This is a genomic window from Pseudomonas helmanticensis (assembly GCF_900182985.1).
Lineage (GTDB): Bacteria > Pseudomonadota > Gammaproteobacteria > Pseudomonadales > Pseudomonadaceae > Aquipseudomonas > Aquipseudomonas helmanticensis.
This window is the reverse complement of sequence record NZ_FXUY01000002.1, coordinates 1417015-1439048: the sequence shown is the minus strand read 5'-3', so window position 1 is coordinate 1439048 and position 22034 is coordinate 1417015. Positions and strand designations below refer to the sequence as shown.

The window sequence follows — 22034 nt, the reverse complement described above, 5'->3', positions numbered from 1 at the left end:
GTGAGCAGCTTTTGCAAAACCGGGACTATGGTCTAACGGGTTGTCCATCCGCGCATTTGCGTAGACCATGGGCGCCTTGGTTTTTTGCCTGATTCAGAGTTCTTTGCCATGACTGCCCAATCCCCGGCCAAACCTGCGCCGTTCAGCCGCTCCGACTACAAGACCCTCGGCCTTGCGGCCCTTGGCGGTGCGCTGGAAATCTACGATTTCATCATTTTCGTCTTCTTCGCCCTGACCCTCAGCCAGTTGTTCTTCCCGCCGGAAATGCCCGAGTGGTTGCGCTTGCTGCAAAGCTTCGGGATTTTCGTCACCGGCTATCTGGCGCGGCCGCTGGGCGGGATCCTGATGGCGCATTTCGCTGATCGGCTGGGACGTAAAAAGGTCTTCAGCCTGAGCATCCTGATGATGGCGCTGCCGTGCCTGCTGATCGGCATCATGCCGACCTACGCACAGATCGGTTACTTCGCGCCGCTGTTGCTGCTGGCGCTGCGCATCCTCCAGGGTGCGGCGGTCGGCGGTGAAGTGCCGAGCGCCTGGGTGTTCGTCGCCGAGCATGCGCCAACCGGGCATCGCGGTTATGCCTTGGGTTTTTTGCAGGCCGGGCTGACCTTTGGTTATCTGATTGGCGCATTGACCGCGACCTTTCTCGCACAAGTCTTCACGCCTGCTGAAATCCTCGATTACGCTTGGCGCTATCCCTTCCTGCTCGGCGGCGTGTTCGGTGTGATCGGCGTCTATCTGCGTCGCTGGTTGAGCGAAACTCCGGTGTTCATGGCGATGGAGGCGCAGCGCGAGGCGCGCGTTGAATTGCCGCTGCGCACGGTGCTGCGCGAGCATCGCCTGGCGATGCTGCCGGCGATGTTGCTGACCTGCGTGCTGACTTCGGCAGTGGTGGTGTTTGTGGTCATCACGCCGACCATGATGCAGAAAACCTTCGGCATGACTGCCAGCCACACCTTCGCCCTCAGCGCGCTGGGCATTGTCTTCCTCAACGTAGGCTGCATGATCGCGGGGTTGCTGGTCGATCGTCTCGGCGCCTGGCGCACGGTCATGCTGTACAGCCTGTTGCTGCCATTGGGGATTGGTGTGCTTTACGGTTGCCTGATCAGCGGTGGCGAGTGGATTGGTCTCGCTTACGCCATAGCGGGCCTCGCATGCGGCGTGGTCGGCGCGGTGCCGTCGGTGATGGTCGGTTTGTTCCCGGCGCGTATTCGCGTCTCAGGCATCTCCTTTACCTACAACATTGCCTACGCGATCTGGGCGAGTATCACGCCGCTGTTGCTGATCGGTCTGATGCCGTGGAGTCCGTGGATCTGTGTGATGTTCTGCGCGGTGATGGGGGTGGTCGGCATTGTCAGCGCGGCGTATTTCGGTTCGCGCATGCCGCGTGTCGGCAGCCGGTCCGTGGCGCCCTGTTCCTGAAGCGGGTCAGCGGCTTCGGCGCCAACCCGCCGAGGCCGTCAGGTTAACCAGTGCCACCACAGCAACGTCCCGATCAAGCCCACCACCGAGACAATGGTTTGCAGGATCGACCAGACCCAGATCGTCTGTTTCAGCTGCAAACCAAAATACTCGCGAACCATCCAGAAGCCGGCGTCGTTGACGTGGCAGAAGAACACGGAGCCGGCGCCAATCGCCAACGCCACCAACGAACTCTGCGTTGCGGCGAGGCCCGCCATCATCGGCGCCAGAATCCCCGCCGTCGTGGTCGTGGCCACCGTCGCCGAGCCTGTGGCCTGACGCAAGGCCACGGCAATCAGCCAGGCCAGCAGCAGGTACGGCATGTGCGCGCCTTCAGCGACTTTGCTGATGGTCTGACTGACGCCAGCATCCAGCAAAGTCTGCTTCAAGCCACCGCCGGCGCCAATCGTCAGCAACAACACGGCAATCGGCGCGAGGCTTTTGCGCAGTGTGCCGCCGACGTCTTCACGCGGCATGCCATTGGCCCAGCCGAGGCAGATCACCGCCGCCATTACGGCAATGCCCAGCGCCACCAACGGTTCACCAAGAAATTTCAGGGTCAGGGCGACGCTGCTTTCGGGACTCATCGCGACTTTCGCCAAAGTGCTGCCGAGCATCAGCAGCACCGGCAGCAGAATGATCAGCAGCGACATGCCGAAACTCGGTTGGCGCAGTGCTTTCGGCGGCGCACTGAACAGGGCGCCAAGCTCAGCCGGCTCATCGACGTGCATGCGTTTCGACAGCCAATTGCCGTACAGCGGCCCGGCCAGAATCACCGCCGGGATGGCGATACTGAAACCCAGCAACATGGTCAGCCCAAGGTCGGCATGCAAAGCGCTGACGGCGATCAACGGCCCGGGATGCGGCGGCATCAGCGCATGCAGCGTGGTCATCCCGGCCAGCGCCGGAATCGCGATTTTCAACAGCGGCTGCCCCGAACGGCGAGCCATGACGAAGATGATCGGCACCATCATCACCAGCCCCACTTCAAAAAACAGCGGCAGGCCAATCACCATCGCCACCAGCGCCATGACCCACGGCAAAGACTTGCCTTTGCCCAGCCCGAGCAAGGTCGAGGCAATGCGGTCGGCGGCGCCGGATTCGGCCATGAGCGCACCGAGCATCGAACCCAGCGCAATGATGATCCCCGCTTCACCGAGAATCGCCCCGGCGCCTTTGCTGAACGCCTTGGCCACGTCTTCGGGCGGTAAACCGGCGCCGACACCCGCGATGAAAGTGCCGATCAGGATTGAAAGAAAGGGCGGCAGTTTAGTCGCGCTGATCAACACGATGATCGTCGCAATGGCCAGCAGGCAGCAGAGAATCAGGCGGGTGTCATGAAACATCCAGGCAGCGGTCGATAAATCCAAAACGGAACTCCTTATCGGGCGAATACCGGCAACATGTTGTTGCAATTTGTTTTGAGAATACCTGATATGGCCGGGCCAGAGCGCTGGGTTTTGTATCGGCTGAGCAGGTTACGAATGAGACCAGTGGCCTATTGCGATTATTTTTGACTGACCGGTCGCAAGCGCTCTTCAGAAAAGATTTTCAAGGCCGATGGTTAGGCTGCATCCCGCTTTCTCTCCTGCCCATCGGTACTTCCCCATGTTCAACAAACGCCTGAAGCAAGAGCTGGCCGCTCTTCGTGAAGAACTCTCCAGCCTTGTGCAAGTGAAGGAAAGCCTGGAAAGCGAGATGCTGGTGCTGAACCTTGAGCCCGACGGGCGCATTCAGTCGGTCAACCAGAACTTCCTCACCGAGATGCTCTACAAGAGTCAGGACCTGGTCGGTCGACTGATTGAGGACATCGTTCCGCCACACGTGAAGTCCGACGAATTCCACCACCGCTTTCGGAATGCCATGACCCGCGGCGAACATTTTGCCGGTGCCATCCGCCTGCTGCGCGGCAATGGTGACGAAGCGTGGTTGCGTTCGATCGTGCAACCGGTGCGCTCATCGGACGGGCGAATCAAACACATCTCGATCTTTGCCAGCGACTTGACCCGCACCATCGAAGCCTCCCGTGAACACGAAAACCTGATCGGTGCGTTGGTGCGTTCGACTGCGGTGATCGAGTTCGACCTCAACGGCAATGTGCTGAACGCCAACGATCGCTTCCTCAGCGGCATGGGTTACAGCCTGGCGCAGATCAAGGGCAAACATCACCGCACGTTCTGCGCTCCGGAGGAATACAACAGCGCCGAGTATCAGAACTTCTGGCGGCGTTTGAACAACGGCGAGTTCGTCGCTGACCGCTTCAAGCGTGTCGACAGCCATGGTCGTACGGTGTGGCTGGAGGCTTCGTACAATCCTGTGGTCGATGCCAACGACAAACTCTACAAAGTGGTGAAATTCGCCACGGTGATCACCGATCAGGTCAACCGCGAGCAAGCCGTCGCCGACGCCGCGAGCATTGCCTACAGCACCTCGCAGCAAACCGACAGCACCGCGCAACGTGGCACCACCGTGGTCACTGAGGCGGTGAATGTGATGCGTGATCTGTCGCGGCACATGCAGGCGGCGGGTGAGGGCATCGAGGCACTGAACGAGCAGTCGCAGGTGATCGGCACGATCGTCAAAACCATCAGTGGCATCGCCGAACAGACCAACCTGCTGGCGCTCAACGCTGCCATTGAGGCGGCGCGCGCCGGTGAGCAGGGCCGTGGTTTTGCCGTGGTGGCCGACGAAGTGCGACAACTGGCGTCGCGCACGAGTCAGGCGACCGAAGAGATCGTCACCGTGGTGCGGCAGAACCAGGAAATGGCGCGCAACGCTGTGGCGCTGATGACCGACGGCAAGCTCCAGGCCGAACAAGGCCTCGCGCTGGCGGCAGAGGCGGGCACGGTAATCGTCGAGATTCAGGACGGTGCGCAGAAAGTCGTCAACGCCGTCGGCCAGTTCGCCAACCAACTCTCCCACTAATCTCCACCCAACCCCTGTAGGAGCTGTCGAGTGCAACGAGGCTGCGATCTTTTGATGTTGACTCCGAGAAGCAACATCAAGATCAAAAGATCGCAGCGTGCCGCAGCTCCTACAGAGTTTTCACCTGCCGGTGTTTCGGTGCTGGCGCTACAATCTGCTCCTTTTCCCCCGGAGCAGATCCCATGAGCGATTCCCACCGCCGCCCGGTGCCCCTGAACAAAGCCTACCGTTTGCTCAATCACGGGCCGACCGTACTGGTCAGCGCCGCCCACGACGGCCAGCGCAACATCATGGCCGCCGCCTGGGCAATGCCATTGGACTTCGAACCACCGAAAGTTGCCGTCGTCCTCGATAAATCCACCTGGACCCGGCAACTGCTCGAAGCCTCCGGCACCTTCGTGCTCAACGTCCCTTGCGTCAATCAGGCCGACATCGTGCAAACCGTCGGCAATACCTCGGGCCTCGAAATCACCCAAACCCAAGGACAAGACAAGTTTCAGGCGTACGGCTTACAGACCTTCAATGGCGAAAAAGTCGAAGCGCCGCTGCTCGACGGCTGCGTTGCCTGGCTCGAATGCCGCTTGCTGCCAGAGCCGCGCAATCACGAGCAATACGACCTGTTCCTCGCCGAAGTCATCGCCGCCCACGCCGATGAACGCGTGTTCAGCGAAGGGCACTGGCATTTCGAAGGGCATGACGGTTTGCGCACCTTGCACCACGTGGCGGGTGGGCATTTCCTGAAGATTGGTGATGCGGTGGATGGCAAGACGTTGTCGGTTTGAAGAGCGGACCGGCTTACATGAAAAAAGGCCTACCTCGCGGTAAGCCTTTTCTTTTTGTCTCGTAACCTCAATCCCCCAACGCTTCCCCTTCACGCCGTGGATCCGCGCCACCTTCCAGCGACGCTGTCCCCTGCGCATCCTTGACCCGCACGATGGCCTGGGTGCCGCTGGTCATGTCGATTTCATTCACCGCATGCCCTTTGTCTTTTAGCGCCTGAATCAGCGCCGGGCTGAACTGGCCTTGTTCCAGTTCGGTCGGTCCATTGCGGCTGCCGAAGTTGGGCAGGCTGATGGCGCTTTGCGGGTCGAGGTTCCAGTCGAGCAGGCCGACGGTGGTTTTCGCTACGTATTCGATGATTTGCGAACCGCCCGGCGAGCCGACCGTGGCGACGAATTCGCCGCTGTGGCGATCGAAGATCAGCGTGGGCGCCATCGACGAGCGCGGACGTTTGCCCGGCTCGACGCGGTTGGCGACTTTCTGGCCGTTCTCTTCGGGGATGAACGAGAAGTCGGTCATCTGGTTGTTGAGCAGAAAGCCCTGAACCATCAGGTGCGAACCGAACGCGGCTTCGATGGTGGTGGTCATCGACACGGCGCCGCCGAGGTCATCTACCGCGACCACTTGCGAGGTGGAAATGCGCAGCGGCGAGCGGTCCGGCGCGTAGGCAACCTGTACGCCCGGCGGTGTGCCCGGTTTGGCGCTGCCCATGCTGCGTTCGCCGATCAGGCTGGCGCGGCTGGTGAGATAACCCGGGTCGACCAGGCCTTTGACCGGCACCGGCACGAAGTCGGTGTCGGCGACGTATTGCGCGCGGTCGGCGTAGGCCAGACGTTCCGCTTCAGCGATCAAATGCACGGCTTGCGGATCCGGTTCAATGCCGGCCGGCTTGTCGGTTTTCACTGGTTTGAGCGGTGTCAGGGAAAGGCGTGGGTCGCGGGTTTCCAGCGCTTGCAACGTACCGAGAATCTGCGCCACGGCGATCCCGCCCGACGACGGTGGCGGCATGCCGCAAACCTGCCAGCGTTTGTAATCGGTGCACAGCGGCGGACGTTCTTTGGCCTGATAGCGCTGCAGATCGTTCAGCGTCAGGCTGCCGGGGTTGGCGTGGCCTTGCACCTTGGCGACGATTTCATCGGCGATCGGGCCTTTGTACAACGCATCGGAGCCTTCGTTGGCGATGCGTTTGAGCACGGCGGCCAGCGCCGGGTTTTGCAGGCGCGTGCCGACGGCTTTGACGCTGCCATCAGCGTTGAGGAAGTATTTGGCCATGTCCGGCGACTGGCGGATCACCGGGTCTGCTTCCAGCAACGAATGCAAACGCGGCGAAATCGCAAAACCTTGCTCCGACAGTTTGATCGCCGGTTCAAACAGCTTCGCCCATGGCAGGCGACCGTGTTGTTGATGTGCCATCTCCAGTGCGCGCAATACACCCGGCGTACCGACTGAGCGACCACCGATCTGCGCCTGCGGGAACGACATCGGCTGGCCGTCCGCGCGCAAGAACAGCTTCTCGGTGGCGCCGGCCGGTGCAGTTTCGCGACCGTCATACGTGCGCACCTGTTTGCCGTCCCACAACACGATCATCGCGCCGCCGCCGATCCCGGACGATTGCGGCTCCACCAGGGTCAGCACCGCTTGCATCGCAATCGCCGCATCAATCGCCGAACCGCCCTGACGCAGCATCTCGCGACCTGCTTCAGCGGCCAATGGATTGGCAGCCGCAGCCATGTGTTGGCTGGCGTGACGGGTTTGCAGATCGGTGCGGAAACCGGACGCGGCTTCTGGTGCCAGCGGTAAAGTCGAGGAGGGCGGGGCGTTGCACGCGGTGAGGGTCAGGGCGCTGATGATCAGCGTCAGGGCAGGCAGGCGAAAGCGGCTCAAGGGCAAGGCTGAAAACACGCGGGCTCTCCGTCCGTGGGATAAAAGTCTCAGGGACTTTATCGACCGCTCGGTCGCGACGCAAACCGGTGGGCATTTTTGTCTTTCTTTTCAGGTCGGATGTTCGCTAGGGTCAACCGCAATCGATCGACCGCACACGTCCCCTTGTAGGAGTGAGCCTGCTCGCGATAGCGTCATCACATTCAACATCATTGCTGACTGAACCACCGCTATCGCGAGCAGGCGAAGGCCTACAATTACAAGATCAACAAGAGACCGATATGCACAGCGAGTTCCCCACTGAATCCAGCTACCGCGATCAACGCGAACAGTTCCTCGCCGCCGCCCATGCCGCCGGCGCCACGCTCACCTCCTACGCACATCCACGTTGCGGCCCCTTTGGTGAACCCCTGAGCACCGACGTCGCCGTGCTCGGCGATCCGCAGGCCAAACGCCGACTGGTAGCGCTCAGCGGCACGCACGGAGTCGAGGGCTACTACGGCTCGGACTGTCAGATCGAGTGGCTGAAGGCATTCGAACCTGGTTCGCTGCCCAAGGATGTCGCGGTGGTGATGGTTCACCTGATCAACCCATGGGGTACTGCGTGGTTACGCCGGGTCAACGAAGACAACATCGACCTCAACCGCAATCACCTGGATTTCACCGGGCCGCTACCTGATAACCGCGCTTACGCCGCACTGCATGACATCTACGCCTGCACCGATCTGCATGGCCCCGAGCGCCAACGCGCCGATGCCTTGCTCGATGCGCAGATCAACGAACACGGCTGGCCAGCGGTGATGTCGATTGTCGAGGGCGGTCAGCACAGTCATCCCGATGGGCTGTTTTACGGTGGCCGTGCGCCGAGTTGGTCGTACCGCACGCTGCATCAAATCATCGAAACGCATCTGGCTGGCGCTGAAACCGTGATGTGTTTTGACCTGCACACTGGCGCTGGTGAGTACGGCCATCCGATGTTGCTGACGATTACCCAGGCGCCGTACCCGGCACTCGCGCAGGCCCAGGCAATTTATGGCCCATGGCTTTACACGCTGCACACTGGCGCCGACACCTTGAGCGAAACCGGTGTGGCAGCGACGGCTACGGGGTACACCTCGCAGGCGTTGCTCAATGCTCTACCGGACGTGCGGTTAATGCCGTTCGTGATCGAGTGCGGGACGTATCCGGGGCCGGATGTGCATCGGCATTTGCGCGATGACCATTGGCTGCATCTGCATGGCGATCCGCTGGACGCGACGGGGAGGGGGATCAAAGTGAATTTGCTGGAGCAGTTTTATCCGGCCGATCCGGATTGGCGGGCGATGGTGGGGCTGCGGACTCGGCAGATTTGGGCGAAGGGGTTGGCATCGTTGGTCACAGAGGACTCTGAATAGGTCCAGCCTCAGCTAGGGGGGCTCCATGACCATCGATGCTAACGGCTCGGCATCGATGGAAGGCTAGCTGGTCTCTAGAGTCGGCAGTACTCACCGCTATGAGATGGGCATCATTAGCGGACGTTCCGATGGGCGAAAACCAGCTAACCCAAGATCAATTTCTGGTTGTTTTGAGGTTACTCAATGACCCCCTCAATCATGACTTGGAATACTCTATAGGACTACTGCAAAGAGTTGTCTGGATTTGAGTCTGGGTAAAAACCACTGATTACGGGAAAACTCACCTTGGGCCCTGATCATTTTGCAGAGGGCTCACTGCTTGAAACTAGGCAGTCCATTCGCTGTGCGCCACTCTTTTACAGTCTTCGCAATGCCCTCAGCAGAGTTGTTTGCTCCAGGCTCTGGATAAAAAATCAGGTCGGTTCCATCCGGGTGACCGGTAAGCGTCCTGAACCGTGCCAGCAGTTCACCAAGCTCCGTATCCGATCCACCTTTGTTGGTTTCCCGTATTTTTTCGATGAAGCGGATAAATTCGGCTTCAGTGTATTCAGATATTTTTACCATGTGCGTTCACTGTTTCTTGTGTTGGCTGATGTGATTTCTAGGGGTGTTGATGCGGAGGTTATCTATGCCGTAGACAGCGCCGCCGTCTACGACCCGCTCGATATGGTGTATTTCAAATACACCGCGCGTACCTACAGCTTCGCTATCCCGAACCGCGGGTGCGTTGCCTGACATTAGACGATCTTGGGCATCCACGTTGAACTGATCAAACAACGCTGGATCATCCCGCACGGCCTGCCAGAATGCTTTCCGAAATGCATCGAAGCTTGAAAACTCCCGTCCCCTCAGCCTGTCCGCAATCCGTGTCGGAATCGGCGCGCCGATCCCCGTTCCCGCCCCAGCAAGCCATATCCCCGGAACATCCTCACCAATCCCAGTCACCATACCCGGCGTCAGTCTGGCCGGCCTCGAAAACACTACATACAGCGACTTCAGCCCAGTGTCCGCCGGGAACACCAGAATACAATCCTCGGCAGTCATGTCCTCGCCGGGCAGGCCTTCTATCTGGGTATCCGTGTTCTCGGGAATCGGATGAACAAGGATCGTGTTCAGTTGCTCGCCGTGATCGGGATAGACCAGCGGCGGCATTGCACCGAGTGGCCCGCGTTGCGGCGTCCACAAAATCGTGATGCCGTTGAGCTTGGCCTCCATGGCGGTCTTGTCGCTGTTCCACGCGACTTTGACGGTACGCACCGAGTCATCGCCCGAGGCGCCGGTGTGGATGCCGTAGACCTGCATGACCCCTTCGACGTCACGCCGGAACTGGAAGCGAACGCGGGTGGTGGCGCGGGTCATGCGGCGTAATTCGTCATCGGTGTGCAGCGTGCCGTCGCCCATCCTGGTCGGCAGCATCCCGAGGATGAACACGCTGGCCGGCCCGCCCGCGCCGCGAATGGCCCAGTTGAGGCGTTGTTGCAGAATCCCGCCGCCGGCTAAACGGCCCAAGGCCAGATCGGCACCTATCGCCGTCGCGACAGCGGTGCTGGCTGACGGAAAGAGCATGGCCCCCGCGACCATGATCTTGCCGAAGTTGGCGGCAGATTCGGGCAGCGTGCCGGCGTCCGTTCGGCACCAGTTACCCGGCGTGCAGGACTTGGCGAACACCTGACTTTCGCGGGGCTTGGGCGTTGGCCATTCATCCTTTTCGATGTAAACCGGCTCCGGTGGGGAGGCGGACTCCATGCGGCCCACGAGCCGCTCCATCTCGGACGTTTCCAAGGCCAGTCTTCATCGAAGATAGATTTGAATCGAGCCACGACAACTCCCTGTATGGCCTTGAATCGAGCCAGGGAAGCTTGTCGGTCAGTGGGGATTTCGGGCAAACCGCAGGGGTGAGTTTTATGCGCCTGGATTTACGAAAAATCCAATTCGTACCTGGATCGAATCCGTTTCCTACAGCGCTCTCTCGGTCTGTTGATTTGGCGATTGATACAGATTAACCAGCGGTGTTTCGCGCTTGTAGTCCTTCGGTTTGGATGGCGGGGTAGTGTGCATTTCTCCTACAGACTTTTCAGGTCGACAACTTACGCGCCTTTACCTGAGGATGGTTTCTATCGTTTTTTCCAGGATGGATTTCAGATGAAAAGGATGAGTCCGTTGCCATTCAACTCTATTTTCAGTCGGCCATTGTCATGAGTGTTTCCAATGAGGATCGCGATTTTCTGGTGGCGATGGGCAGTCGTATTGCTCACTTACGCACAGTGCACGAGATCACACAGACTCGGTTTGCACGGGCCTTAGGTCTTTCCCGGCAAACCTTTCAGGGTTACGAGGAGGGCACGCGCAGTATGCCGGTCACGACGCTGGTGAAGATGGCGTTTGCGCTTCGCGTGCCTGTTGAAGACCTGCTCGGGGTTCCCTCGTACACGGAGACGCCCAGACGCAGCCTGACCTCGACGTGGTATCGACGACTGCAGTCCATCAATGAGCTTTCGAAGGTCCAACAGAAGGTCGTTGCGCAGATGCTCGACGCCCTGATCGCACAGGCAGCGACCAAAGCGAGCGACGAAGAAAAAAGAAATTTGAAGTAACCCAAAGAACGCGGAACCAAGGTGCGCAAACACCCTGGCCCCGCTAACCACAAAGCAGCTTAAAAGGAGCTGAACCATGGCTAAAACCAATCATACGACATCAACCCCCATCACTGAACGCCGGCTGAAAATCGCCGCTGATTTTTACCCCGTCCACACCAAGGAAAAATCCTACAGCCCCGCCAAACCGGTGCCCTGGATCAGGCTTCGCGGGTTGTGGTTGCGGCAGGCGGGATTCGAGGTAAACGAAAACGTCAGAGTGCGTGTGATGAAAGGGTGTCTGGTGATCACGGCGGAATAACAGATCACCGAGACTTTTCTCGAGGCATAAAAAAACGGCCTACCTTTCGGTAAGCCGTTTTTAGTACTTGGTGGCTACACAGGGACTTGAACCCCGGACCCCAGCATTATGAATGCTATGCTCTAACCAACTGAGCTATGTAGCCAAGTGGCGCGCATTATTCCCCTGAAATGGAAAAGCGTCAAGCGTAAATTTAAAAAATTTTTCTACGCTTTCAACCGTTTATCAAAATCACTGGCCGAGCAGCGGCGAAGGGCAGCGTTGGAACCAGCGGCTGGCCTGCTCATACGCGTGCGCCAGTTGCAGGACAGCGAAGTCGGCCTGGTGCTTGCCGATGATTTGCAGGCCCATCGGTAAACCCTGCGAATTGAATCCGGCCTGGACGTTGGCCACTGGGCAACCCGACAACGTGCCGGGAATGACCACCTCCATCCAGCGGTGATACGTGTCCATCGCCACGCCTTCGATAGACGTCGGCCACGGTTGGCTTTTGTCGAACGGGAACACTTGGGCACTCGGCAGCAGCAGGTAATCGTATTTTTCGAACAGACGAGAGATAGCCCGATACCAATCGCTGCGCACCACCGAGGCGGCAAACACTTCGCTGGCTGACAGCTTCAAGCCATTTTCCACTTCCCAGATCGCTTCCGGTTTCAGCAACGCGCGTTTCTGCGGATCGGCATAGGTGGCGCCCAAGGATCCGGCGACCATCCAGTGCCGCAACGTCCTCCAACTGCTCCACAGCCGCTCAGGCGCGAAACCCGGTTCAACCGACTCAACGTGGCAGCCAAGGCTTTCAAAGTCGCCAAAGGTCTTCTCGCAAAGCGACAGCAAGCCTTGCTCCATCGGCAGATAACCGTTGAAATCGCCCAGCCAACCCAAACGCGTACCCTTGAAATCACGCCCCAGCGGCGCCGCAAACGCCTCACCGGACTCCGCGATGGACAACGGCGCCCGAGCATCACCGCCAGCCTGCACCGACAACAGCAACGCCGCATCCCTCACGCTGCGTGCCATCGGCCCCTCATAACCGAGCTGGTCAAAAAACAGATCCGCACTGTCATCAAACGGCACGCGACCCTGCGACGGACGAAAGCCAAAAATGTTGTTGAACGCCGCCGGATTGCGCAGCGACCCCATCATGTCGCTGCCATCCGCCACCGGCACCAGATGCATCGCCAGTGCCGCTGCCGCGCCGCCACTGCTGCCGCCGGCGGTTTTGCTCGGGTCATACGCGCAAGCGGTGGCGCCAAACAACGGGTTGTAGCTTTGCGAACCGAGACCGAATTCCGGGGTGTTGGTCTTGCCAATAATGATCGCCCCAGCAGCCTTGATCCGCTCGACCATGATCCCATCGCGCTCAGGCACAAAGTCCTTGTACAGCGGCGACCCCAGCGTGGTGCGGATGCCTTGGGTCAGCGACAGATCCTTGATCGCATGAGGCAAACCATGCATCCAGCCCCGGTATTCGCCACGCGTCAGTTCGGCGTCGCGCTCATCGGCCTGGGCCAATAAATTTTCTGGTGATTGCAGGCTGATCAACGCATTGACCAACGGGTTGAAACGTTCGATATGGGCAAGGTAAGTCTGCATCACTTCCCGGCAGGAAACCTGACGCAGGCGGATGCGTTCGGCGAGCTCATGGGCCTGCAACAGGACCAGTTCGCTGATGTTATTAGAGTTCATTGCAAGCGCCTTTCAGACGGCTGGAAAAACGCCCCGCCAATGCGTCGGGGCGGTAGAGATCAACGCATCAGGTTGGTCCAGAGACGGTCGGCGAGGCGGATCGCGCCTTCGCCGCAAGTCTTGCTGAACACCACGTTAGTGCCTTCGGGAATGTGCAGTTCCGGCGCGTCCTTGAGCGCCGCGTCGAGGAACGGTTCGACGCCTTTGATCGGGCTCTGGTGCTTGAGAAAATTCTGCGTCATCGCCGAGTTTTCTGGTTGGCTGAGGAAGGCGATGAACGCCTTGGCATTCGCCGGATTTTTGCTGCCGGTAGGGATGACCATGTTGTCGACCCAGGCCAGCACGCCTTCTTTCGGGTAGAGGTATTTCAGCGTCGGTTTCATCTCACGGGCACGCATCGACGAACCGCCCCAGAACATCGACATGTCGATTTCACCCGAGGCGAGGTTCTCGCGAATCGAGCCGGCCTTGGAGCTATAGGTCTTCACGAACGGCTTCTGCACCTTGAGCAAAGTCAGCACTTGCTGCATCTGTTTCGGGTCTTCGCTGCACAGCGGAATGTTCAGGTAGAGGCTGGCCATGTCGACCATGTCGCTGACCGAATCGAACATGTTGATGCGCCCCTGCAACTCGGCTGGCGGCTCATACAAAACCTTGTAGCTGTCAGCCGGGCCTTTGTAGCGGGCGCTGTCGAGCACGACGCTGGTGGTGCCCCAGATGAACGGTACCGAATACGCGCCTTCCGGATCCCAACTCGGTTTTTTCAGGTTATCCACAACGCTGGCGTAGTACGGCTCTTTGACCGGGTCGAAGCGCTCCAGCAGGTTTTCCTTGATCAGGATCGGCACGAACTGGTGCGACGGAATCGCCACGTCGTAACCGGCGCCGCCCTGTTTCAATTTCGCCAGCAGCGTCTCGTTGGAATCGTAGGAATCGACGGTGACTTCGATGCCGGTCTGCTTCTGGAACTTGGCGAGAATCTCCGGCGAAAAATAGCCGCTCCAGCTCACCACATTGAGATTTTCGGCGGCCTGAACGCTGCCTGCCATCACCAGCGGCACAGTCAGGAACAACGAAGTGCCAATGCTTTTTATCCACTTGCTCATGCTATTTCCCCACAGGTCGTAGAAGGTTCAGGCGTTCTTTTTGCCCAACAGGTAAGAGAGGCTGACGAACAGCACCGAGACGCCGAGGATCAGCGTCGACACGGCGTTGACGTCGGGTGTCACGCCCATCCTTAGCAGGCCGAAGATGAAAATCGGCAAGGTCGTGGTGCCGGCCTGCGAGACCATCATCGAGATCACGAAGTTATCCAGCGAGACGATGAAGGCCAGCATCAGCCCGGAGAAAATCCCCGGCATCAGCAGCGGCAAAGTCACTTTGCGAAAGGTTCGCCATGGGCCGGCGTAGAGGTCGGCCGAGGCTTGTTCCAGCGACAGGTCCATATCGTTCAGCCGTGCACGAATCGGCAGGTAGGCGAAGGGAATGCAGAACACCGTGTGCGCGATGATCAGGTTGCCGTAGCCCAGCGACAGACCGATGGTCGAGAACAGCGCCAGCGTCGCGACACCGACGACAATTTCCGGCAACACCAGCGGCAACATGATCGCGCCCATCGACAAGTGCAGGCCCTTGAACTTGGCGCCGCGCGAGGTGCCGAGGGCGGCGAGAGTGGCAATCGCCGTGGCGATCATGCTCGCGCAGACGGCGATCAACAGGCTGTTGCCGGCGGCCTGGCGCAAGGCCTGATTGGCGAACGCGGCGCGATACCAGTCGAAGCTGAAACCGGTCCACACCGTTGCCGATTGGTTGGCGTTGAACGAGAACACCACCAGCACCACGATCGGCGCGTAGAGGTACAGATAGAACAGAAAACTGAAGCCGCCGAAGCCGGGAAAGTCCTGCACACCCAGCCCTTTGCGTTTGAAAATTCCGATCATCACACAGCTCCTTTGGCGATGCGCTGGCGCTCGGCGCGCAGGGCATAAACGGTCAGCACCAGCATCACTGCGGCCATCAGTACCAGCGACAGCGCTGCGCCAAACGGCCAGTTACGCGCATCGCTGAACTGCCGGAAGATCAGGTTGCCGAGCATCATCCGCGTGCCGCCACCGAGCAGTTCCGGGGCGATCATCGCGCCCAGGCACGGTACGAAAGTGAGGATGGCGCCGGCGAGAATGCCCGGCTTGGCGATCGGCAAAACCACTTTGCGTAACGTGCGTATGCGTCCGGCGTACAGATCCTGCGCCGCTTCGAGCAGGCGGATATCCATCTTTTCCAGCGTCGCGTAGATCGGCAACACCACGAACGGCGCATAGGTGTAAACCAGCCCCAGCAGCACCGCGCCGTCGGTGTAGAGCAACTGCAACGGCTCATGGATCACGCCCATGCCCATCAGGCTGTTGTTGATCACCCCGGTGTTACGCAGCAGCAGAATCCACGCGTAAGTGCGGATCAGCAGGTTGGCCCAGAACGGCACGGTGATCAGAAAGATCAGCAAGCCGCGTCGATGCGCCGGCTGCATGGCCAGCCACACCGCCACCGGAAAACCGATCAGCAACGTGATGATCGTGGTCAGTCCGGCAATGCCGATCGAGCGCAGGGCGATGATCAAATACGAGTCGGCAAAGGCGAGGCTATCGTCCAGTTGCCGCTCGAACAGCAGCGAGGTGTAGGCGTCGCTGCTGAAGACTTTATTGACCCCGCCGTAGGGGTTGGCTTCCATCAGCGAATAACCGATGACGATCAGAATCGGCACCACCAGAAACAAACAGATAGCGATCAGCGCCGGGCTGACCCCGAGAAAACTCTGAAAGGCTTTGCGCCGCTCCAGCGTGTTGGCAATCGGTAAGGCGTGCATGGCAATTCCTCCGGCTCAATCGTGCAGGACGCTGGCGCTGCCCTGGTCGAACAACAGACCGGCCTGGGCGCCGACGGCAAAGCGCAGGCTCTGGTCGACGCAGTTGGGCGTACGCACGGTGAGGCGCGAACCATCGCTGAGGCTGACCTGATATTGCAGGTCAGTGCCGAGATAAATCTGCGCTTCGATCCGGCACGGCAGCGCGGTTTCGGTAGCCGCTGGTACCAGATGCAGACGCTCAGGTCGCACCGACAAGGTCACGCTGGCGCCGACTGCCACGTCGCTGCACGGTTGCGCCGGCAATGGATGACCCGCCGGCCCGGCGAACCACGCCAAACCGTCCTCGACACGAGTGACGGTGCCTTCGATGAAATTGGTTTCGCCGATGAAGTCGGCGACAAAGCGATTGCGCGGCCGTTCGTAAATATCCTCTGGCCGTCCGACCTGTTGCACTTCGCCTTCGGAGAGCACGGCGATGCGGTCGGACATGGTCAGCGCTTCTTCCTGGTCATGGGTGACGAAGATGAAGGTAATGCCCGTCTTGGCCTGGATGGTTTTCAACTCTTCGCGCATCGCCTGACGCAGCTTCAGGTCGAGCGCGGAAAGCGGCTCATCGAGCAACAGCACTTTCGGATGCGGTGCCAAAGCGCGGGCGAGGGCGACACGTTGCTGCTGACCGCCCGACAGTTGCGCCGGCTTGCGGTTGGCGAAGCGCTCCATCTGCACCAGCGCCAGCATTTCGCGGACGCGCTCGGCGATTTGCGCCTTGGTCAGGACTTTGCCCATCGGCTGTGATTCGAGGCCGAAGGCCAGGTTCTCGGCGATGGTCATGTGCGGGAACAGCGCGTAATGCTGAAACACCGTGTTGACCGGACGCTGGAACGGCGGGCGATCAGCGATGTTCTCGCCGTAGAGCAGGATCTCGCCTTCGGTGGGAAATTCGAAACCGGCAATCATCCGCAGCAGCGTGGTCTTGCCGCAGCCGGACGGGCCGAGAAGGGTGAAGAATTCGTTGTCGCGGATATCCAGGTCGATGCTTTTCAGCGCCACCGGACCGGTCTGCGGATCACCGTAAACCTTGCGCACTGAGCGGATCGAGACCGCCAGCGTTTGCAGCGAATGCAGGGCATTCATGCGTTACCTCCGATTCCCCCATCGCCTGCGACTCGCTTTGCAAAGCGTGGTCGTCGGGCCATGGATATTATTTTTTTGGGCAGGATCGAGATTGCGTTCGGGTGTGAAACCAGCTGTTTTATTGTTCTGCTGTGGCTCGATTATCAGCCAGGGGTTGCGCGGCGCGACACTTCAATTTAAACATGGCAGGTGTTAGTTAATTTAACAGCCGAAGGTGCCAGGAATCATGCCCGACCACCGTTTGCCGCCGCTCAACGCGGTGCGTGCCTTTGATGCCGCCGCCCGTTTGGGCAGCTACGTCGAAGCCTCGAAAGCCCTGCACGTGACCCAGCCTGCGATTGGCCGGCATGTGAAATTGCTCGAGGACTGGTTGGGCATTCAATTGTTCGAGCGCACCTCGCGCGGGGTCAACCTGACGCCGGCGGGGGAGAAGTACTACCGCAAGATCAGCGCCGCGTTGCAGTTGATCATTGAGGCTGGCAAAGAGGCGCAGCCCAGGGATGCCGAGCGCTGGTTGCGGATCATGGTGGTGCCGGGGTTTGCCAAGCGCTGGTTGATGCCACGGATCGAAGCGCTGCGGCATCTTCGCCCGGGATTGAAACTGGCGATCGAGCCGAACTCGACCTTCACCGAAGTGGACGGGAAAAGCGCTGACCTCGGTATCGTCTACGGCCTCGACGGGCAATATGCCGACTCACGGGAGGCGCTGATTTGCCCGCGAGTTTTCCCGATCTGCACGCCGACGTATCTGGCCAGCATTGCACCGATCAACAGCCCGGCCGATCTGGTCAGCCACGAACTGATCCACGTCGATGACGGCGAATGGTGGAACCTGTGGTTCGCCGCGCACGACCTCGATATCCATCTCAATTCCGACATGCTCTACGTCAACAATGACCACGCGCTGTCAGTCGCCGAGAGCGGGCAGGGCATCGCGCTGGCCAACGAGGTGTTGGTGCGCCATGAACTCGCCAGCGGCAAACTGGTGCGTGCGGTCGACGCTCAGGTGAAGCTGGAGAGCTATCGGGTGCTGACGCCGTCCGCCGAACTCTCGGCGGATGTGGCGTGGTTCATTCAATGGCTCAAGGCCGAACTGGAAACGGACTTCCCCGAGGCTGTGATCAACTGAGGCGGAAGCGCGCGGTGTTGTCGCTCAGCGCCTTGCTGCCTTGGCTCAGGGTGTCTGCGGCCAGATTCACTGCGCGTGCGCCTTCAAGCAAACGTACGGCGGCCTGATCGACTTGCTGGATATTGCTGCTGACTTCATCGGCGGTGCTTGCCTGTTCTTCAACTGCTGTGGCGATCTGTGCGAGGGTGTCGGTGACGCTCTGCACGGCGCTGGCGATTTCGCCCAGGCGTTCACCGAGACCGGTGACCGACTCGGCATCGGTTTGCGCCTGGCCGCAGGCAGCTTCCATCAAACTCACGGCTTCGTTGACCGTCGCGCGCAAGCTGTCGACCGTGCCGGCAATCTGCGCGGTCGACGATTGCGTGCGTTGCGACAGGCTGCGCACTTCGTCCGCCACTACGGCAAACCCGCGACCTTGTTCACCGGCGCGCGCAGCTTCGATGGCCGCATTGAGCGCGAGCAGATTGGTCTGTTCGGCGACGCCACGAATGGTGTCGACCACCAATTGAATCTGCTGGCCTTGCTCACTGACCCGGCCCAGTGCCGCTGCGGTGTCGTTCAAGCGTTGGTTGAGCTGCTGAATACTCGCCGTGGTGCGTTGGCTGTCGCGGCTGCTGTCGGCGGCGATGCGTCGGGTGTGCTGAGCGCTGCCGGAGGCCTGTTCGCAGCTTTGCGCCACGCCTTGCGAGGTCGCGGCCAATTGCGTGGCGGCTGCGGCGATCTGGCTGATCTGCAACTGTTGCGCTTCGACTTCGCCGAGAGCACCGCTGGAGTGTTCGTTGAGGCTGCGCACGGCATGGCTCAACTGCGAGGTCTCGTGATCGACGCCGAGCATGCTCGTGCGTAATTGCACCACGGCGACGTTGAGTGCGGTGCTGATCGCCGCCAACTCATCTCGGCCTACCACCGGCACTTGCAGGCTGAGGTTGCCGTCGCGCAGGGCTTCAGCAAGTAAGGTGATGCCGCTGGCGCTGCGACGAATCGAGGCTTGCAGGCAGACGAACAAATACAGCGCCGCCAGCAACAGGCAGCCGAAGATTGCCGCGACGAGGATGAACTGACGGATCGCCGAGCTGTGGTAGGCATCGAGTCGTTGGTCCAGCGATACCAGTGATTGCTGGCGCAGGGCGGCGAGGTCGCTGAGCAAGGCGTCGAGGCTGCGTTCGAAGTCTTCTGGTTTGAGATTGATGCTGCCGCCGAACACGCCGTCATCCAGCACCTTCAGACCGCTGTCGAGGTGTTTCAGGCTGTCGTGGTATTGGCTGGCCCAGCTCTGTTGATCTTTCGGCAGGCGTGCTTCGAGCAGTGTGGCGGTTTTGACCAGTTGTTCGCGGGCATCGCCGATGCGGCTGCGCAGGTCACGCAATTGCAGACGGCTTTGCAGGGTGAATTGACCCGATACGACTGAGGCCTGACCGACAGCGGCGAGGCGGCCGACCCGTTCGATCAGGTCCGGCGCGTGCTGCGTGGAAATCTGCGTCAGCAAATAGGTTTCCAGCCACGGCGCGAGGGTCAGGCGATTGTCCATGACGATCTGCTCGCGCAGCGCTTGCAGGGCGCTGAGGGCGTTGGTGAAACGGTCGTAACCGTCCGGCCACCAACCGACACCGCTGAGGCTTTTCGAATCCAGACCGTTCAATGCAGTTTGCAGCGCTTGGTAGCGGGTGAGGGTTTCGCCTTCCGCGCCTTCGTTTTTCAGCGCGTTGCCCAAATCTGTGGTGGCTTGCTGCACGGCCGGTTGCACCGCATCGAACGCGGCCATGGCGGCGAGGGTGGCCGGCGTCGGTTGGCGATTGGTTTCGGTGGCGCGCCAACGGGCGGCACGGTCACGTTGCGCGGCGAGCAGGTTGTCCAGCGCATCCAGCGCGAGCAACTGCCGCACGCCGGCACGCTCGCCGGAAATCAGATTGAGCTTGTCACGATAATCCTGGCCGATCATCAACAGGCTGCCGGCCAACGGCAGAATGAACAGCAGAAACAACAACTGGAATTTACCTGCGAAGCCAAACCGCCCCAGCAATTTGATCCCCGGTGAAAGGAAAGCCTGCATGCCCCATGACTCCTCTGGACACCACGCACCAACGGCGTGCATCGCGGTCGTTCGACGTTGATGTTGTGCCCTGCTAAAAGGCCTCGAAAGTTCACTCTCGCCCGCTCTGTAGGCCGGCTCTGTAGCGAAACTTCCCATTGTCGGTGCCCTTTGTAAGGGCGCCGCGTTCAAGGGATGAAGCAAGGCAAGATTCAGACCATGGCGTTGCGCTATCACCTTCCGGAACAATACGGCCCCCTGTAGGAGCTGCCGAAGGCTGCGATCTTTTGATCTTTTAAAAAACAACATCAAAAGATCGCAGCCTTCGGCAGCTCCTACATGATTGTGTGATTCCGGTCAGGGTGGTTAGTTAGCTGGCTAAGGGGATGGCGCTCACGCACTGAAAAATGGCACATTGACGCACCTGCCTGTGTGCACCCATCTGCTGTCCGGAAACTTCCATGGCTATCAGCAACGTTCAGACCGCCGCTGCCTCGGCGCCCGCTGCTCCCCAAAGCAGTCCACTGGTGATGCGCATCATCGGCGCGGTAGCGCTGGCGCATTTGATCAACGACTTGATCCAGTCGGTGCTGCCGTCGATCTACCCGATGCTCAAGGCCAATTACGGCCTGACGTTTACTCAGGTCGGTCTGATTACTTTGACCTTTCAACTGACGGCTTCGCTGTTGCAGCCGTGGGTCGGTTATCACACCGACCGGCATCCGAAACCGTGGCTGTTGCCGGCGGGTTCGATTTGCACGCTGATTGGCATCGTGATGATGTCGATGGTCGGCAGTTTTCCCTTGATCCTGCTGGCTGCGGCGCTCATCGGTATCGGCTCCTCGACGTTTCACCCAGAAGCCTCGCGAATTGCGCGGCTGGCTTCCGGCGGACGCTTTGGTCTGGCGCAATCGACCTTCCAGGTCGGTGGTAACGCCGGTTCCGCGTTCGGCCCGTTGCTGGCGGCGGCGATCATCATTCCGTTCGGTCAGGGCAATGTGGCGTGGTTCGGTTTGTTCGCAGTGTTTGCGTTGTTCGTGCTGTACCGCATCAGCCGCTGGTACGCCCATCACTTGAACCTGTTCAAGCTCAAGGCCGGCCAGGCAGCGACTCACGGGCTGTCGAAAGGGCGGGTGACCAGTGCGCTGGTGGTACTCGGGCTGTTGGTGTTCTCGAAGTATTTCTACATGGCCAGCCTGACCAGCTACTTCACGTTCTACCTGATCGAGAAGTTCGACCTGTCGGTGGCCAGTTCGCAGCTGCACTTGTTCCTGTTCTTGGGCGCTGTAGCGGCGGGGACGTTTTTCGGCGGGCCGATTGGCGACAAGATCGGGCGTAAGGCGGTGATCTGGTTCTCGATCCTCGGCGTGGCGCCGTTTACGTTGCTGATGCCCCACGTTGATCTGTTCTGGACCACGGTCCTCAGCGTGGTGATCGGCTTCATTCTGGCTTCGGCGTTCTCGGCGATTGTGGTTTATGCACAGGAACTGGTGCCGGGCAATGTCGGGATGATTGCCGGGGTGTTCTTCGGTTTGATGTTTGGTTTTGGCGGGATTGGCGCGGCGCTGTTGGGGCATCTGGCGGATGTGCACGGGATTGAGTACGTGTATTTCCTGTGCTCGTTCCTGCCGTTGTTTGGCGTGTTGGCGATTTTCCTGCCACGCACCAAAAAGGCCTGACGCCACACAATCCCAACTGTGGGAGCGAGCCTGCTCGCGAATGCGGTGTGTCATCCGCAGAGATGTGGCTGACACTCCCTCTTCGCGAGCAGGCTCGCTCCCACAGGTGGAATAGTTTCGGCAGTAAATGTCAGGCACAAAAAAGCCGCGTATCAAACGCGGCTTTTTCTTGGGCGTGTCG

The 22034-nt window shown here is 59.9% G+C and carries 19 protein-coding genes, 1 tRNA gene and 1 pseudogene; 10 read left to right on the top strand and 11 right to left on the bottom strand.

Translation table 11 applies throughout. From position 1 onward, the window contains the following. The first annotated feature begins 108 nt into the window (after positions 1 to 108). Complete coding sequence (locus tag QOL84_RS29265) at positions 109 to 1422, top strand: MFS transporter (protein WP_283439459.1); 1314 nt, start codon at positions 109 to 111, stop codon at positions 1420 to 1422. 38 nt (positions 1423 to 1460) lie between these two features. Here QOL84_RS29265 and QOL84_RS29260 read toward each other — a convergent pair whose 3' ends face one another. Next, positions 1461 to 2831 (bottom strand): GntT/GntP/DsdX family permease, encoded by a 1371-nt coding sequence (locus tag QOL84_RS29260; RefSeq protein ID WP_283439458.1) that lies wholly within the window; start codon positions 2829 to 2831, stop codon positions 1461 to 1463. 190 nt (positions 2832 to 3021) lie between these two features. On the opposite strand from QOL84_RS29260, the pseudogene QOL84_RS29650 reads away from it, so the two are divergent. From QOL84_RS29650 to QOL84_RS29250, 3 genes and pseudogenes are all read left to right on the top strand, one after another. Continuing rightward, positions 3022 to 3846: pseudogene (locus QOL84_RS29650) on the top strand (PAS domain-containing protein); the annotation flags it as partial. After that, positions 3826 to 4386: a methyl-accepting chemotaxis protein gene (locus tag QOL84_RS29645; RefSeq protein WP_371748318.1), complete on the top strand. Its 561-nt coding sequence runs from the start codon at positions 3826 to 3828 to the stop codon at positions 4384 to 4386. The pseudogene QOL84_RS29650 and the gene QOL84_RS29645, both read left to right, overlap by 21 nt. A 182-nt stretch (positions 4387 to 4568) precedes the next feature. Beyond that, complete coding sequence (locus QOL84_RS29250; RefSeq protein WP_283439457.1) at positions 4569 to 5168, top strand: flavin reductase family protein; 600 nt, start codon at positions 4569 to 4571, stop codon at positions 5166 to 5168. A 67-nt stretch (positions 5169 to 5235) separates the two neighbouring features. On the opposite strand, the gene ggt is transcribed toward QOL84_RS29250, so the two are convergent. Next, positions 5236 to 7068, bottom strand: a complete 1833-nt coding sequence (gene ggt, locus QOL84_RS29245; protein WP_283439456.1) for a gamma-glutamyltransferase — start codon at positions 7066 to 7068, stop codon at positions 5236 to 5238. 260 nt (positions 7069 to 7328) lie between these two features. On the opposite strand from ggt, the gene QOL84_RS29240 reads away from it, so the two are divergent. Continuing rightward, positions 7329 to 8441 carry a DUF2817 domain-containing protein gene (locus QOL84_RS29240; RefSeq protein WP_283439455.1) on the top strand — a complete coding sequence of 371 codons (1113 nt, stop codon included), beginning with the start codon at positions 7329 to 7331 and terminating at the stop codon, positions 8439 to 8441. A gap of 35 nt (positions 8442 to 8476) precedes the next feature. Further along, entirely contained in the window at positions 8477 to 8689 is a 213-nt protein-coding gene (locus QOL84_RS29640) for a pyocin S6 family toxin immunity protein (RefSeq protein ID WP_430458740.1), read from the top strand. Between the two features lie 64 nt (positions 8690 to 8753). On the opposite strand, the gene QOL84_RS29235 is transcribed toward QOL84_RS29640, so the two are convergent. Beyond that, entirely contained in the window at positions 8754 to 9005 is a 252-nt protein-coding gene (locus QOL84_RS29235) for a bacteriocin immunity protein (RefSeq protein WP_283439454.1), read from the bottom strand. Between the two features lie 6 nt (positions 9006 to 9011). Beyond that, complete coding sequence (locus QOL84_RS29230) at positions 9012 to 10223, bottom strand: S-type pyocin domain-containing protein (RefSeq protein ID WP_283439453.1); 1212 nt, start codon at positions 10221 to 10223, stop codon at positions 9012 to 9014. Between the two features lie 413 nt (positions 10224 to 10636). Here QOL84_RS29230 and QOL84_RS29225 point away from each other — a divergent pair, with 413 nt between their 5' ends. Both QOL84_RS29225 and QOL84_RS29220 read left to right on the top strand, forming a co-directional pair. Further along, complete coding sequence (locus tag QOL84_RS29225) at positions 10637 to 11035, top strand: helix-turn-helix domain-containing protein (protein ID WP_283439452.1); 399 nt, start codon at positions 10637 to 10639, stop codon at positions 11033 to 11035. Positions 11036 to 11111: 76 nt separating this feature from the next. After that, on the top strand, positions 11112 to 11336 hold the full coding sequence (locus QOL84_RS29220; RefSeq protein WP_283439451.1) for a SymE family type I addiction module toxin: 225 nt from the start codon (positions 11112 to 11114) through the stop codon (positions 11334 to 11336). Positions 11337 to 11404: 68 nt separating this feature from the next. Here QOL84_RS29220 and QOL84_RS29215 read toward each other — a convergent pair. The 6 genes from QOL84_RS29215 to QOL84_RS29190 all read right to left on the bottom strand — a co-directional run bounded on the left by QOL84_RS29215 (position 11405) and on the right by QOL84_RS29190 (position 17016). Further along, positions 11405 to 11481, bottom strand: a tRNA-Met gene (locus QOL84_RS29215). Positions 11482 to 11567: 86 nt separating this feature from the next. Continuing rightward, positions 11568 to 13022 carry an amidase gene (locus QOL84_RS29210; protein ID WP_283439450.1) on the bottom strand — a complete coding sequence of 485 codons (1455 nt, stop codon included), beginning with the start codon at positions 13020 to 13022 and terminating at the stop codon, positions 11568 to 11570. A 59-nt stretch (positions 13023 to 13081) separates the two neighbouring features. After that, positions 13082 to 14128 carry an ABC transporter substrate-binding protein gene (locus QOL84_RS29205; protein WP_283439449.1) on the bottom strand — a complete coding sequence of 349 codons (1047 nt, stop codon included), beginning with the start codon at positions 14126 to 14128 and terminating at the stop codon, positions 13082 to 13084. Positions 14129 to 14155: 27 nt separating this feature from the next. After that, positions 14156 to 14962, bottom strand: a complete 807-nt coding sequence (locus QOL84_RS29200) for an ABC transporter permease (protein WP_129395501.1) — start codon at positions 14960 to 14962, stop codon at positions 14156 to 14158. Beyond that, the gene (locus QOL84_RS29195) at positions 14962 to 15882 is read right to left on the bottom strand and encodes an ABC transporter permease (protein WP_283439448.1); all 921 of its coding nucleotides are present in this window, start codon (positions 15880 to 15882) and stop codon (positions 14962 to 14964) included. Before QOL84_RS29195 ends, QOL84_RS29200 begins: the two co-directional genes overlap by 1 nt. Before the next feature lie 15 nt (positions 15883 to 15897). After that, positions 15898 to 17016, bottom strand: a complete 1119-nt coding sequence (locus QOL84_RS29190; RefSeq protein ID WP_283439447.1) for an ABC transporter ATP-binding protein — start codon at positions 17014 to 17016, stop codon at positions 15898 to 15900. Positions 17017 to 17242: 226 nt separating this feature from the next. Here QOL84_RS29190 and QOL84_RS29185 point away from each other — a divergent pair, with 226 nt between their 5' ends. After that, on the top strand, positions 17243 to 18145 hold the full coding sequence (locus tag QOL84_RS29185) for a LysR substrate-binding domain-containing protein (protein ID WP_283439446.1): 903 nt from the start codon (positions 17243 to 17245) through the stop codon (positions 18143 to 18145). Here QOL84_RS29185 and QOL84_RS29180 read toward each other — a convergent pair. Further along, positions 18138 to 20195 (bottom strand): methyl-accepting chemotaxis protein, encoded by a 2058-nt coding sequence (locus QOL84_RS29180; protein WP_283439445.1) that lies wholly within the window; start codon positions 20193 to 20195, stop codon positions 18138 to 18140. The two genes, QOL84_RS29185 and QOL84_RS29180, sit on opposite strands and share 8 nt — an antisense overlap. A gap of 440 nt (positions 20196 to 20635) precedes the next feature. Between QOL84_RS29180 and QOL84_RS29175 the strand changes: the two genes are divergently transcribed. Beyond that, entirely contained in the window at positions 20636 to 21853 is a 1218-nt protein-coding gene (locus tag QOL84_RS29175) for an MFS transporter (protein WP_122599155.1), read from the top strand. The last annotated feature ends 181 nt before the right edge of the window (positions 21854 to 22034 follow it).